We start from the raw sequence: 13,915 nt of genomic DNA, 5'->3' as shown, positions 1-13,915 counted from the left end.
TGTCGACGCCAGCTTGCGGGCAACGACGGCGCTTTCCTCCAGCCGCTGCGGGTTGAGGTCCATCAGGGCGATACGCGCCCCCGACAAAGCCGGGCGCTGCAAAACGTCGCCGATGATGTTCTTCATGAACACCGTCGAACCGGCTCCGATAAAGGTGATCTTGGGATTGCCTGCCATAAATCTCTCCGGGCGTCTCTCGTCAGGCTACCTCGAACGCGGCTTTCACCAGCCGGTTCGTGTAGGCGGTTTGGGGGTTGGAAAGGACGTCTTCAACTGGACCTTGTTCAACAATCTGGCCGTTCTGCATGACGATGACGCGGTGGCACAGGGCACGGACGACCTTGAGGTCATGCGAAATGAACAAATAGCTGAGGCCGCGCTCGTCTTGCAGCTTGCGCAGCAGATCAATGATCTGCGCCTGAACCGAAAGATCGAGCGCCGAGGTCGGTTCATCGAGGAGGATGAACTCCGGTTCCAGCGCTATGGCGCGCGCAATCGCGATGCGCTGGCGCTGGCCGCCAGAAAATTCATGCGGGAAGCGCGACAGGATATTGGAGGGCATGCCAGCGCTGACCAGCGCGTCCTTGACCCTCGCCAGCCGTTCCGACTTGTCGGCCCCTATGCCGTTGACGATCAGGCCTTCTTCGATGATCTGGCCGACCGGCATGCGCGGATTGAGCGACGAGAAGGGATCCTGGAACACGATCTGCATCCGCGAGCGCAGCGGCCGCATCTCGCTTCGCGAACGGCCATGGATGGCCTGGCGGTCAAAATAGATCTCTCCGCTGTCCGCATTGATCAATCGCAGCAGCGCCTGGCCGAATGTCGTCTTGCCGGAGCCGGACTCGCCGACGATACCGAGCGTCTCGTGCCTGCGAAGCTCGATATCCAGGCTGTCGACTGCAACGAGCGGCCGCATTTCCGGTTTGAAGAATGTGCCATGGCGCAGCATGAAGGAGACCCGCACCGATTTGGCCTCGAGGATCGTATCGCAATCCTCGGGCAAGGGCTTTGCATGCCCCTTGGGCTCGGAGGCAAGCAGGTGCCTGGTATAGGCATGTTGCGGATCGGCGAATAGCTGCTCGGTGGTGTTGTGCTCGCGCATCTCGCCATGCTGCATGACATAGACATAGTCGGAGAACCGCCTGACAACGGTGAGGTCGTGGGTGATCAGGATCACGGCCATGCCGAGCTGCTGCTGCAGATTGCGGATAAGGTTCAGGATCTGCGCCTGGACGGTGACATCAAGTGCCGTCGTCGGCTCGTCGGCAATCAGGACGTCAGGATCGTTGGCGAGCGCCATGGCGATCATCACACGCTGGCGCTGGCCGCCGGATAATTGATGCGGGTATTGGTTGAGGCGCGCGGCGGGATCGGGAATCTGCACTTGCTTCAAGAGCGCCAGCGCCCGCTCGTAAGCATCCCTTTTGCTCATGCGCCGATGCACGCGGATCGCTTCGACGATTTGGCTGCCGATGGTGTAGATCGGGTTGAGCGAGCTCATCGGCTCCTGGAAAATCATCGAGATGCGATCGCCGCGCAGCTTGCGCCGCGCACCCTCGGAGAATTTCAGAACGTTCTTGCCGTCATAGTCGATGGTCGACTGCGGTGCGACGACGGCGCGCTTGGTGAGCAACCCCATCACCGTTCGGGCGGTGACCGACTTGCCGGAGCCGGATTCGCCGACGATTGYGATCGTTTCGCCACGATAGAGTTGGAACGAGATGTCCTTGACGGCTTCAACCATGCCGTCTTCCACTTTGAACGTCACGGCGACATTGCGCGCATCGATGATCGGCGCTGTGGTGCGTCCTTCGCTGTCGTGGCGAACGGCCGGAGCAAAGGTATTGACGAGTGCAAGTGCCATGGCACGCTCCTTCAATAGGGATCGACGGCGTCGCGAAGACCGTCGCCAAGCGCGTTGAACGCAAAGACGGTGATCAGCACGAAGGCGACGGGCGTCAGGATCCAGGGATAGGAGCCGATGACGGAATAGGTCGAGGTGTCCTGCAGCATTAGACCCCAGGAGATCAGAGGCGGCTTGACGGCGAAACCGAGGAAACCGAGGAAGGATTCGAGCAGCACGACGCTTGGGATTGCCAGCGTCACCGAGACGATCACGTGGCTCATCACGTTCGGAAAGATGTGCTGCAGGATGATGCGGCGGTCGGTGGCGCCGACGGCCATCGCGGCGCGGACATAGTCGATCCGGGCAAGTGCCAGCGTCTTGCCGCGCACTTCCCGCGACATCTGCGCCCAGCCGAGCGCCGACATGACGATGATGACAAAGGCGAGAAAGACATTGGTCGGCGCGGTCACCGGGATCAGCGAAGTCAGTGCCAGATAGAGCGGCAATTGCGGAAAGGCGAGGACCAGATCGACGAAGCGCTGAAGCCAGGCATCGAAGGCGCCGCCGAAATAACCCGACACCATGCCGACGGTGGTGCCAACCACGGTCACGATGAACACGACCGTCAGCGCAATCATCAGCGAAACACGCGAGCCATAGATGGCGCGGGAAAGAATGTCGCGACCGAATTTGTCGGTACCGAGGAAATGCACCGGCTGGCCATCTGTCGTCCCAAACAGGTGCCGGTCGGCGGGGATCAGCCCGAACAGAAAATAGGGGTCGCCCTTAACGAACAGGCCGAGAAGCCGCGGGTTATTGTAGTCTGGCCCGACGACCGGCTGAAAGGTCACCGGATCGAGATCCTCCGTCTCCGCCAGCGCATAGACGCGCGGTTGGAAGTCGAAGTTGCCGTCCTTGTCGTGAAAGCTGATCACCTGCGGCGGCGCAAAGCCGCTGTCGGTTGCCTTGGGGTCGAGCGGCGCGACGAATTCTGCAAAGACGGCCATAAGAAGCAGGAGAACGACGAGCAGCAGGCCGCTCATGCCGGTCCAGGACCGTTTGAGACGACGCCAGACGAGGGCCGGATAGCTCTCATTGCCGCCCGTGGGCTTCAGCTTTTCTTCTGTCGGGGGAAGGGAATCCGAGAAAGCCAGCATCAAAAGGCCCCTCCATGTTGGCGAACCCGTGGGTCGAGCAAGGCAAGGAGCATGTCGGCGATGATATTTCCAACGATCAGCGTCGCAGAAAGCACCATCATAAAGGTGGCGGTGACATAGACGTCGCCAACCGCCATGGAGCCGACGATGGCCGGACCGACGGTCGGAAGAGCGAAGATGATCGCCGTCTCGATCTCACCGGTCAGCATGTAGGGCAGAACCACACCCTGATACATCACCAGGGGATGGAGCGCGTTGGGCACGGCGTGGCGCAGGACGACCGCACTGCCGCTCAAGCCCTTGGCGCGGGCAGTCTCGACATATTGCGCATTCAGCGTATCGAGCAGGTTGCCGCGCATGATGCGCATATTATAGGCGAGCCCGCCGAATGTTGCGATGGCAACCACCGGCCACACATGCTGGATGAGGTCGCCAAGCTTGGCAAAGGACCAGGGCGCGCCGCCATATTGCGGCGAATAGAAGCTGCCGATTTCGGCGACATTGAAGCGGAAGACCAGGAGATAGACGATGATTAGCGCCATCAGAAAGCGCGGCACCGTCATGCCAAGGAACGCAACGCCGGAAAGCACGGTGTCGATCCAGCTATATTGCCGTGTGGCGGCCAGGATCCCGAAACTGATACCGAGTATCGATGCGAAGATATGGCAGACTAGGGCGAGGATGAGGGTCCGCGGCAGCCGCTCTCCAACGACATCGGCGACCGGCTTGTTGTAATACATGCTGTAGCCGAAATCACCGCGGGTGACGATGCCGCCGATCCAGTTCAGATATTGGATCGGCATTGGCTTATCGAGGCCATGGTCCTTGCGATAGGCTTGTGCCTGGGCGTCGGCCTGGGCGAAAGAGGCGCCGCCCTGGTTTATCGCCTGCTGCCTGATATAATCGGCATAGTCACCCGGCGGGGCCTGGATGATTGCGAACGTGACCAGGCTCAGGATGAAGAGCACCGGGATTGCCGAAGCAATACGGACGAGCAGAAATCGCAACATCGGACAGTCACTTCTCTTGTTGCCGCCAACAGCTGAAGCTCCGACCGAACCCTAAGCGCTGGCTGTGTTCATCGATGTCCGGCCGCACCCGCGTGCGACCGGAGACTTCATTTTCCCTGGGAGGCTAATTGATCGGCCCGCTAGCACCTGGCTTGCCGGGCAGTTGCTGGGGAAACAGCTCGTACTTGCCCTGCTTGTCGGCCGCGACGAAGACACGCTCGCGAATGATCGAGTCCTCGGCCCAGTTGAACATGAAGATCGGCGTTCCCTGCGGAATATTGGAGAAGCGCTTGTTGATGATCAGGGCACCCGGATACTCGGTGAGACCGACGGTGTTGACGTTCTCCGTATAGACCTTCTGATACTGCTTCATCAGCTTGGTCCGCTCGTCGTTGTCCTGCGTGGTCATGAACTTGTCGACGATGTCGACCAGTTGTTGCTCGAAGGGCATCAGGTCGAGCTGGCCGTTTTCAGGCGCCCGGTGATGCCAGCTTGTCCGTGGTCCAACCGGCGCCAGCTGTTCGGTGTTTTGCACCACCGACGACAGTTCCGTGTGGTTGCGCATCACCATCCAATCGAAGCGGCCGGCATAGTTTGCCGCGTCACGCTGTGTGCCGGTCAGCGAATTGAGGATGACCCTTATCCCGAGCTTTTCCATCTGCGCTATTACGCCTTCGGCCAGGCTCTTGTCCGTGCCGTAATCGTTGTTGACCAGAAGCACGATCTCGACGTCCTTGCCGCCGGCAGTACCCGCGGGAAAGTTGACGATGCCGTCGCCGTCGGTGTCCTTCAGGCCCGCCTTCGCCAGTTCAGCCTTGGCGCCGGCAAGATCAAAGGGATAATAGACGGTCGACTGACGATCGTAGAAGCTCGTACCGGAGGAAAGGCCGCCCGGGTAGATCGCGGTAAACGGTCCCTTCACCAGCGATTCGCCTGTCGCCTTGCGATCGAGCGCCATCGTGATCGCCTTGCGGAAATCGATATTGCGGTTCAGTTCGCGAACTGCCTGTTCCCGTGCATCGGGACTGCCCCAGCCATTGGCCGAGAAGTTCATATGCAGATTGTAGCCGATCAGGCGCGGTCCGAAGGCAAGGCGAGATGGAGCCTCGGGCTGCGCGGCGCGCTTCAACGAAGCCACGAAGTTTTCCGGCTGCTCGAGGTTCGAGATATCGCCGGAGCCGGCCACAGCCTGCACGTCGCGGTCTGCCCAGGTCGACAGCTTGTAATGCAGTTCGTTGAGGTAAGGCAGCTGGTTGCCCTTCTCGTCGACCTTCCAGTAATAGGGGTTGCGGCGCAGGACAATGATGTCGTCGGGCCGGTATTCCACCGGCACCCATGCGCCCATGACAGGCATGTTCATGTATTCCGGCGGAAAGGCGTTCTTGAACTGGTCGTAGGTGTTCTTCGAATATTTCGGATGTTGCGGCTTCAGGATATGCGAAGGGCCGGGGCAGAAGGTTCCGTAAGCCATGGCGAACAGATATTGCCTCGGAAATGCGTCCTTGAAGGTCCATTCCACGGTGTAGTCGTCGATTTTCTTCAGCGTCGTGCCAACGCCGAACGTCTCGGGGGTCGCGCCGTTGAGGGGCGATACGTTGGGATCGACGACTTCGTCATCCCAATAGAACATGACGTCGTCGGCATTGAAGGCGACGCCGTCTGACCACTTGGCTCCCTCGACCAGACGCATGGTCAGCTTGTGACCATCCGGCGACCATTCCCAGCTCTTGGCAAGGTTCGGCAGCGGCTCGGTGTCCTTTGCCTCGACCTGGAAGAGTGGTGCGGTGCGCGTCAGGCATTCGGAAAGGCCGATATCAATGCCGCCCCAGCCCTGGCTCTGGCCGGCGCCGTAGTTCCAGCCTTCCGGTCGGCCACCGATGACATGGCGCATGGTGTCACCATAAACGCCGATACCGTCCGCCATGTTGCCGGTCTTGAAGACCAAGGGTTCCTTCGGCAAGCGCTCGTTGAGCGGCGGCAGCTTGCCGGTCTTGACGAACTTGTCGTTGACCCAGTCGGGCTCGTGATATTCGGGAAGCGCTTTGAACTCCAGGATGGAGTCGCGGGCGACATATTTGATCTTGCCTTCGGCCGGAAAGGCCGGGGCAACCGGCGGCACCGTCGGCTCGGATGCGTGCGCATTTATCGCAAGAGCGGAGGCGGCAAGCGCCAGCCCCGCAAGAATGCTGATGGGTCGGAAATAGGTCATCGTCTCTCCCTCTTGTCGCGAGCGTCCTTCAAGGACTGCTCCGCTCCTCCACACGTGGAACGAATTGGCCGAACGGCGCGCTCCTCCTAAGATGCGCCGTCGCCCCTTCGCCCCTGTTTTCAGCCCGCCTGCTTCAGCGCGGCCTTCTCAACCCTCAATTCCTCGATAGAGCGCACGTTGCGGGTTGCCGCACCCTTCCAGTCGCGCGTCTGGAGCTTGGATTTGGATAGCCGCTCTTTGGCACCATCAACGGCATGGGCATATTGCGGCAGCCAGCGGGCCTGGGCGACGATCATCTCGTCGACCATCTGCCAGACCTCTTCCGGGGTCGACACGGCGCCGACCAGCGGATCGTGCAGGACAGCAAGCTTCAGCAGATCGATGTCGCCGGTGACGGCTGCGTGAACTGACATCCGCTGGACATTGATCGACGCGATGCAGGTCGCAGCGCAAGCTTCCGGCAGCGTGATACCTGCCACCATGTTGATGCCGAACCGATCGACGAAGCCGGGCGATTCAATGATCGCATCCGCCGGCAGGTTGGTAATGACGCCGTTGTTCTTGACGTTGAAGTGCCCGCGGTAGACGCGGTTCGTCTCCAGTGCCTCGAGAATATGGCTTGCGTGCTCGTTCGAGCGGCGCGACGGCTCGATGGGAGCAGCAGCCGAATCGAGGATCTGCTGGAATTCTGTCTCGAACCAGTTGCGGGTCTCGGTCGAATGCCGGAGATAGCCGCCGGTCTCGCCGTGGATCCAGTCGGACATGTCAATCCACTTTTTTATCTCGTCCGGCCGCTTGCGATACCAGGGAAGATATTCCGAAAGGTGACCATTGCTTTCCGTCGAATAGACCCCAAAGCGCTTCAGGACGTCGATGCGCAGTTTTTCCTGCTGGGAATAGACGGGGTGCGCTTCGAAGGCTGCAATCAGCTCGTCCTTGCCGATCTTGCGGCCGTTGAGGCGCAGATCGACGAACCATGTCTGGTGATTGATGCCGGAGCAGACGTAGTCAAGTTCCTGCTTCGACTTGGCGCCTAGGATCTCTGCGATCTGCTCGGCGCCGTGTTGCACGCCGTGGCAAAGCCCGACCGTGTCGACCTTGCCATATTCAATCGCAGCCCAGGTGTTCATTGCCATCGGATTTGCGTAGTTCAGAAACTTCGCCCTCGGCTCGGCAACCTCGCGGATATCTTTGCAGAAGTCCAGGATGACCGGAATGTTGCGCTGACCGTAGAGGATCCCACCGGCGCAGATCGTATCGCCGACACACTGGTCGATGCCATATTTCAGCGGAATGCGGATATCGTCGGCATAGGCCTCGAGCCCGCCGACCCGCACGCAGCTGATGATGTACCTGGCGCCTTCGATTGCCTGGCGACGGTCCGTTGTTGCGGTCACGCGTGTCGGTAGATTGTTCGATTCCACGATCCGATCGAGGATCGCCTTGATCATCTGCAGGTTATGTTCGCTCAGATCCGTCAGAGCGAATTCGACATCCTTGAATTCTGGGACGCATAGGATGTCGGTAAAGAGCTTCTTGGTGAAGCCGACGCTGCCCGCGCCAATGATAGCGATTTTGAAACTCATGATCCTCACCTTTATTCGATCGAACAATCAATGGAGGAGAGGAACGGAGACAATGCGCTCAAAGCCGCAGAAATGCAGGAAAACCTGCTTTTTCTCCTCCTCTGCCCCTCCTCATTGGCAGTCGCAACCTGTGCTCTGGGTGCGATTATGCCCATATTAGATCGACCGAACAGAGAATTATTGTGCTTTCAAGGGTAATTTTGTGCTGCCAGCCGGGTCGGCGACTGGGTGGAACATAGGCGTTTTTTTGGATCGGCTGTGAAGCCAACGAAAAACGATGACGAGCTCAGCCAAGACAAATTGTGCCGGATCAATCACTTGCTTAGTAGCAAGGAACCAACCGCAGCCTCCGGCTTGCCGATCGTGCCGGAGCTGGTTTCGAAATCGAAGAGTTTCTGGGTGACGAGTGCTGCCGCGCCTCTCGCCCAGGAATTATCCTCCCAGTCCGGCAGCAAGGGAGGAGGGACGCGGAAGGTGTGCTTGAGCAGTGCTGAGCGCAGAGGGCCAAGCAGCGCCTCCCCGAAGGTTACCGCTTCACCGCCGACGACGATAACCTCCGGATCGGTGATGTTGACAAGATTAGCGAGCGATTTTCCAATGCCGCTGCCTGCCTTTTGCAACAGATCTATGATTTCGGGTTCACGGTGTTCCAGCGCGCCAAGCATTGCAGCAAAGCCCGCCTCATCGTCCCGGCTGGTTTGCGCCCGCCAGGTCCTCAGCAATGACGGCTCGGAATAATAGGCCATGAGGCAGCCGCGCTTGCCGCATTCGCACAGGCGCCCGTCTTCCTGGTAAAGCGTGTGGCCGAATTTGCCGGCCGCGCCATTGGCGCCGCGATAAAGCTTGCCGTCGATGATCAGGGCGCAGCTGATGCCGACGCCGATGGCCAGAACGGCCATGTTGCGATGCTGGCGTCCAAGCCCAAACAACTGTTGGGCGATGGCATAAGCATTGGTGTCGTCTTCCAGCCAGACCGGCACCTTCACCTTTTCGGCCAGCATCGCGGCAAGTGGAACGTTGTCCCAATTGAAGCGGTGACTTCTGACGCAGATCGCCTGGTCGTTGTCGATGACGCCAGGGACGGAAATTCCGATTCCTGCGAGACGCGCGCTCGGGCGCTCTGCGGATTGCAAAAGCTGCGGCACGGCATCGGCGAGCGTTTTGACCACATGTTCCGGGTCGCGGTTTGAAAAGGTCAGCCGGATCGACGCCAACGGGTTGGTTGCCAGATCCGTGACGACGCACTCCGCCGCCCCGACCATCAGCTTGAAGCCTATGGCCAATCCGTTGGCATAGTTGATGTCCACCGGAATCGGCCGGCGGCCGGACAGACCGGCAACGGCCTTGCCCTCGGATACATGGCCTTCCTCGATGAGGTCGCCAATGACGAAGGTCACCGCTGCAGGGCTGAGGCCGGTGGTGATCGCGATCTCCGCACGGCTCTTCGGTCCCTCCTGTCGAAGGAGGTTGAGAATAAGCCGCCGATTCATGGCGCGGGCTGTGCTTTGGTCGCCTTTTAGTTTCACGGGTTCATTTCTTAATTTTGTAAATTAATTATTGCGTCTGTTTTGAACTTATGCATAACTTCACCGGCCGATCAATATCCGGCTCGTGCGGAAGTACGAAGAAGTCAGCAAATACGAATGCCAGGTCTTGTGAACCGATGGTGCGGCCAATGCGAGAGCGTTGACGTGCCCGGCTTTGCGAAACCGTGCGTTCGGGATTGGGTTGGTCACGCTAGGAGGGCGTTTCCGGCGGATCGCGGCTGGCAAGACGTGGAAGAGGGTATCAAAAGGGAGGAGTTCACATGACTTTCAATTTGCTTGGAAGGCAATCGGGCCGGCGTGCATTTCTGAAACAGGCAGGCGCGGTTTCCGCTGTTGCAATGGCCGGCTTTCCGATGCCCGCCATCGCGCAGGCACAAGACATCAACATCATCTCTGACGAAAACAATGCCGATGCGCTGGCGATCCTGCGCAAGATCGCCGACGATTTCGGCAAGCAGGCGGGCGTCAAGGTCGTGGTCAACAACATGGACCACGAGGCTCACAAGACCGCGATCCGCAATTATCTTGTCGCAGGCGCCCCCGATATTTGCTTCTGGTTCTCCGGCAACCGAATGCGGGCATTCGTAAAGCGCGGCCTTTTCGACGACATTTCAGATCTGTTCGAGAAGGAGAAATACAAGGACGTGCTTGGCGCGGCGGCCGGCGCGGTGACGGTCGATGGCAAGCAGTACGGCTTGCCGACCGGCGGCACGCTTTGGGGCATGTTCTATCGAAAGGATGTCTTCACCCAGCTCGGCGCGACGCCGCCTGCAAACTGGGATGATCTGGTCGCCTTCGGCGCCAAATGCAAAAGCGCAAACCTGACACCGATCGCCATGGGCACCAAGGAATTGTGGCCGGCCGCCGGCTGGTTCGATCAGATGAACCTGCGCATAAATGGTCTCGACAAGCACATGGCGCTGATGAACGGCGAGATGAGCTATCTCGATCCGAGCCTCAAACCGGTTTTCGATCAGTGGGAGACGTTGATCAAACAGGGCTTCTTCACGCCCAACAACACGTCCTTCGGCTGGCAGGAGGCAGGTGCCCTGCTTGCGCAGAAGAAGGCGGGCATGATGAACCTCGGCGCTTTCGTCAGGTATGCCTTCCCCAAGGAAGACCTCGACCAGCTCGCCTTTTCGACCTTCCCGACGATCGATCCGAAGGTCGGCCACTTCGAGGAGTTTTCGCTGAACTCGGTGCATATCCCCGCGAATGCGAAGAACAAGCAGGGCGCTCGCGAATTCCTGTCTTACTTCTATCGGCCGGAAAACCTCGGACCCTACCTGGAGCCGGGCGGCAATGTCCCGCCGCGCAACGATCTGCCGCCGAGCAAGGATCCGCTGGTCAACATTGCCGTCGAGACGCTGAAGACCGTGCAGAGTACGTCGCAATATTACGACCGCGACAGCGATCCCGACATGGCGCAGGCGGGCCTTGTCGGCTTCCAGGAGTTCATGGCCAAGCCCGAGCGCCGCGATGCCATCCTGCAAAGGCTCGAAGGCACCCGCAAGCGGATCTACAAGATCTAGTTCCCTCCCAGCGACCGGGAAGCGGGGCAGGCGCCCCGCTTCCCCAGAAACGAAAGAGGTTCTTGAATGATACCGCTCTGGCGCCGCCACCGCTGGTGGATGACCCCGACCTTGCTAATACTGCCTGCCGCTGTTGTTTTCTCCGTCGTCATCCTCTGGTCTGCTGTCGAAAGCCTCTGGATCAGCCTGCACGAGTGGGATGGCTTCAGCCCGATGGTGTGGATCGGCTTTGGAAACTACGTCGAGCTTTTCAACGATCCGCAATTCTACGTCTCGCTGAAGAACAATGTCATATGGCTGGTCATGTTCATGGCCGCACCGCCGCTGGGGCTTGCGATCGCATTGCTGGTCAATCAGAAGATCAAGGGGATGCGGCTGATGAAATCGCTGTTCTTCATTCCTCTGGTATTGGCCTCGGTCGCCGTCGGCGTCGTGTTCACCTGGGTTTACACGCCGCAGTTGGGGTTGCTTGCCCTGATCTTCGGCTTTTTCGGCGCGACGGCTCCGGCCGTGCTTTCAGACGAGCATCTCGTGACCTTTGCGATCGTCATTGCCGCGCTCTGGCCGCAGATCGCCTTCTGTATGGTGCTCTATCTCGCTGGTCTCAACAATCTGAGCGAGGAACTGATCGGTGCCGGGCGCGTCGATGGCGCCAAGGGCTGGAATATGCTGCGGCACATCGTTCTGCCGCAGCTGACGCAGGTCACCTTCATCGCCATCGCCGTGACGGTGGTCGGAGCGCTCAGGTCTTTCGACATGGTTTCGGTCATGACACAGGGCGGTCCGTTCGGATCGTCGGAAGTGCTTGCCTACCAGATGTTCGAACAGTCGATCTTTTCCTACCGCTTCGGCTATGGCGCGGCGATCGCGTCGGTTCTGTTCGTGATCATGGCAGCGTTCATCACCTGGTATCTCACGCGCATCATCCGTATCGAAGAAAGGGGCGCCTGATGTATCCTCGCCCAATTCCTGAAGCCGCCATCTGGCAACGGCGCTTCTACGTCATCGCCGTGCTCGCAATCCTGATCCTCTGGCTGTGCCCGCTCTTTGCCGTCATCCTCACCTCGTTGCGCTCGACACAGGACGTCATGGGCGGCAATCTCTGGGGATGGCCGACGCAGTTTGGACTGATCGAGAATTACACCGCCGTCTTCACCCAGACGCCGATGGCACGCTATTTCCTAAACAGCCTGACGATCACCATTCCGGCGGTGATCGGCGTCCTGATCCTTAGTACGCTCGCCGGCTTCGTGCTGGCGCGATATCGCTTTCCCGGCAACATGCTGGTCTTCGCGCTGTTCGTCGGCGGCAATTTCCTGCCCTATCAGATCATGATGATACCAGTGCGCGACCTGATGGTGCGGATCGGCCTCTATGACACGACGGCCGCCCTGGTCATTTTCCATATTGCCTTCCAGACCGGCTTTGCCACGCTGTTCATGCGCAATTTCATCGCAGCCCTGCCGGACGAGCTGTTTCAGGCTGCACGCTCGGAAGGCGCATCGCCGTTCCAGACATTGGTGCATGTCGTCATTCCTCTGGTTCGTCCGGCGCTCGCGGCACTTGCCATCCTGATCTTCACCTTCGTTTGGAACGATTACTTCTGGGCAGTCGTGCTTACCGTCAGTGATACGGTCAAGCCGGTGACGGCGGGGCTTGCCAATCTGCGCGGCGAATGGGTCTCCGCCTGGAACCTCATTTCTGCCGGCACGATCGTTGTCGCGGTGCCGCCTGTCATCATGTTCTTCCTGATGCAGAAGCATTTCATCGCCGGCCTGACCATGGGGGCGGTCAAGGGATGACTATCATCGCATTGAAAAACCATTCCCCGATCCAGCCGCCACCTTCCCAAGAGAGCAGACGCATGACCAGCCTCGAACTCAGACATGTCAATAAGAACTACGGCGCTTATCACGCGCTGCGCGGCATCGACCTTAGCGTGGCTCAGGGCGAGTTCATCGTCATGGTCGGCCCGTCTGGCTGCGGCAAATCCACGCTTTTGAAATCGATCGCCGGCCTCGAAACCATTACCTCGGGCCAGATTCTTATCAATGACCGCGATGTCAGCACGGCCGAGCCAGGCGACCGCGGCATTGCCATGGTGTTCCAGTCCTATGCGCTCTATCCGCATATGACGGTGGCCGAAAACATGGGCTTCGGCTTGCGCATGGCCAAGCGCCCAAGGGAAGAGATCGACGCGGCTGTTGCTCGCGCGGCAAAGATCCTGCGCATCACCGATCAGCTCGACAAGAGGCCGAAGCAACTATCGGGCGGGCAGCGTCAGCGCGTGGCGATCGGTCGGGCGATCACACGCTCGCCCGACGTCTTCCTGTTCGACGAGCCGCTGTCGAACCTCGATGCCGCTCTTCGCACACAGATGCGCGTCGAACTGAGCGGGCTGCACGCCGAGCTTGGCGCTACCATGGTCTATGTGACACATGACCAGGTCGAGGCGATGACCATGGCAAGCCGGATCGTCGTCTTGAACCGTGGCATCATCGAGCAGGTGGGCTCGCCGCTCGAGCTGTACCGTAATCCGGACAATCTCTTCGTCGCGGGATTTCTCGGCGCACCGCGGATGAATTTCTTCCTGATAACGGTGGATGACGTCAAAGGACAGATCGCGACCGTTTCGGCGCCGGGTCTTGCGCCGATTGCCGTTGAACTTGCGGCGGGTGCCTCGGTCCAAAAGGGCGCTGCGCTGACGCTTGGCGTCAGGCCGGAAAGCATCACTGTCTGCGATACCGCTTCAAAGGCGGCAACGATTTGCGGACAGGTTCGTCTCGTCGAGCATCTTGGTCGCGAGACCATCCTCTATGTCGATGCAGGGCCGTTGCAATGCGTCAGTTCCGAAAGCGGCACCGGCAACATCACCGTGCAGGTCGGACATATTGCCGGTGTCGCCGCCGACGCCGCGATCAGCCTGAGCGTCGATCCGCGCGAGATCTATCTGTTTTCCCAGGGCGACGAGCGGACGATCACGGTTCGCAAGCCGATCCTCGACAAATGACCAAACTTTAGGAGC

Annotated in this window: 11 protein-coding genes; 4 read left to right on the top strand and 7 right to left on the bottom strand. The window is 59.5% G+C overall.

Annotated elements, in window-relative coordinates; genetic code table 11:
- From AB4Z52_RS13580 to AB4Z52_RS13550, 7 genes are all read right to left on the bottom strand, one after another.
- A partial coding sequence (locus AB4Z52_RS13580; RefSeq protein WP_442218449.1) for a family 4 glycosyl hydrolase occupies window positions 1–177 on the bottom strand: 177 nt, incomplete at its 3' end.
- 22 nt (window positions 178–199) lie between these two features.
- A complete protein-coding gene (locus AB4Z52_RS13575; RefSeq protein ID WP_442218443.1) occupies window positions 200–1,867 on the bottom strand; it encodes an ABC transporter ATP-binding protein in 1,668 nt (555 codons plus the stop codon).
- Window positions 1,868–1,878: 11 nt separating this feature from the next.
- Entirely contained in the window at window positions 1,879–3,006 is a 1,128-nt protein-coding gene (locus AB4Z52_RS13570) for an ABC transporter permease (protein ID WP_442218442.1), read from the bottom strand.
- A complete protein-coding gene (locus tag AB4Z52_RS13565; RefSeq protein WP_442218441.1) occupies window positions 3,006–4,016 on the bottom strand; it encodes an ABC transporter permease in 1,011 nt (336 codons plus the stop codon). Before AB4Z52_RS13565 ends, AB4Z52_RS13570 begins: the two co-directional genes overlap by 1 nt.
- Window positions 4,017–4,140: 124 nt before the next feature.
- The gene (locus AB4Z52_RS13560) at window positions 4,141–6,225 is read right to left on the bottom strand and encodes an ABC transporter substrate-binding protein (protein WP_442218440.1); all 2,085 of its coding nucleotides are present in this window, start codon (window positions 6,223–6,225) and stop codon (window positions 4,141–4,143) included.
- Between the two features lie 119 nt (window positions 6,226–6,344).
- Complete coding sequence (locus tag AB4Z52_RS13555; protein WP_442218439.1) at window positions 6,345–7,811, bottom strand: alpha-glucosidase/alpha-galactosidase; 1,467 nt, start codon at window positions 7,809–7,811, stop codon at window positions 6,345–6,347.
- Window positions 7,812–8,125: 314 nt separating this feature from the next.
- Window positions 8,126–9,337, bottom strand: coding sequence for an ROK family protein (locus tag AB4Z52_RS13550; protein WP_442218438.1), 1,212 nt, complete (start codon window positions 9,335–9,337; stop codon window positions 8,126–8,128).
- A 281-nt stretch (window positions 9,338–9,618) separates the two neighbouring features.
- Here AB4Z52_RS13550 and AB4Z52_RS13545 point away from each other — a divergent pair, with 281 nt between their 5' ends.
- The 4 genes from AB4Z52_RS13545 to AB4Z52_RS13530 all read left to right on the top strand — a co-directional run bounded on the left by AB4Z52_RS13545 (window position 9,619) and on the right by AB4Z52_RS13530 (window position 13,900).
- A complete protein-coding gene (locus AB4Z52_RS13545; protein ID WP_442218437.1) occupies window positions 9,619–10,890 on the top strand; it encodes an ABC transporter substrate-binding protein in 1,272 nt (423 codons plus the stop codon).
- 66 nt (window positions 10,891–10,956) lie between these two features.
- Entirely contained in the window at window positions 10,957–11,841 is an 885-nt protein-coding gene (locus tag AB4Z52_RS13540) for a carbohydrate ABC transporter permease (protein ID WP_442218436.1), read from the top strand.
- Entirely contained in the window at window positions 11,841–12,692 is an 852-nt protein-coding gene (locus AB4Z52_RS13535) for a carbohydrate ABC transporter permease (RefSeq protein ID WP_442218435.1), read from the top strand. The genes AB4Z52_RS13540 and AB4Z52_RS13535 overlap by 1 nt, the downstream gene beginning before the upstream one ends.
- A gap of 62 nt (window positions 12,693–12,754) precedes the next feature.
- Entirely contained in the window at window positions 12,755–13,900 is a 1,146-nt protein-coding gene (locus tag AB4Z52_RS13530) for an ABC transporter ATP-binding protein (RefSeq protein ID WP_442218434.1), read from the top strand.
- Window positions 13,901–13,915: the final 15 nt, after the last annotated feature.

It is taken from the genome of Rhizobium sp. 2YAF20, assembly GCF_052114685.1.
In the GTDB taxonomy this organism is placed as follows: domain Bacteria; phylum Pseudomonadota; class Alphaproteobacteria; order Rhizobiales; family Rhizobiaceae; genus Rhizobium.
The sequence above is the reverse complement of the archived record's forward strand: the minus strand, read 5'-3'. Positions and strand labels throughout refer to the sequence as shown.

What these genes read in the sequence shown, in the direction of transcription:
- AB4Z52_RS13570 (WP_442218442.1), bottom strand. Translation starts at nt 3,006, where the DNA reads ATGCTGGCTTTCTCGGATTCCCTTCCCCCGACAGAAGAAAAGCTGAAG.
- AB4Z52_RS13565 (WP_442218441.1), bottom strand. Translation starts at nt 4,016, where the DNA reads ATGTTGCGATTTCTGCTCGTCCGTATTGCTTCGGCAATCCCGGTGCTC.
- AB4Z52_RS13560 (WP_442218440.1), bottom strand. Translation starts at nt 6,225, where the DNA reads ATGACCTATTTCCGACCCATCAGCATTCTTGCGGGGCTGGCGCTTGCC.
- AB4Z52_RS13555 (WP_442218439.1), bottom strand. Translation starts at nt 7,811, where the DNA reads ATGAGTTTCAAAATCGCTATCATTGGCGCGGGCAGCGTCGGCTTCACC.
- AB4Z52_RS13545 (WP_442218437.1), top strand. Translation starts at nt 9,619, where the DNA reads ATGACTTTCAATTTGCTTGGAAGGCAATCGGGCCGGCGTGCATTTCTG.
- AB4Z52_RS13540 (WP_442218436.1), top strand. Translation starts at nt 10,957, where the DNA reads ATGATACCGCTCTGGCGCCGCCACCGCTGGTGGATGACCCCGACCTTG.
- AB4Z52_RS13535 (WP_442218435.1), top strand. Translation starts at nt 11,841, where the DNA reads ATGTATCCTCGCCCAATTCCTGAAGCCGCCATCTGGCAACGGCGCTTC.
- AB4Z52_RS13530 (WP_442218434.1), top strand. Translation starts at nt 12,755, where the DNA reads ATGACCAGCCTCGAACTCAGACATGTCAATAAGAACTACGGCGCTTAT.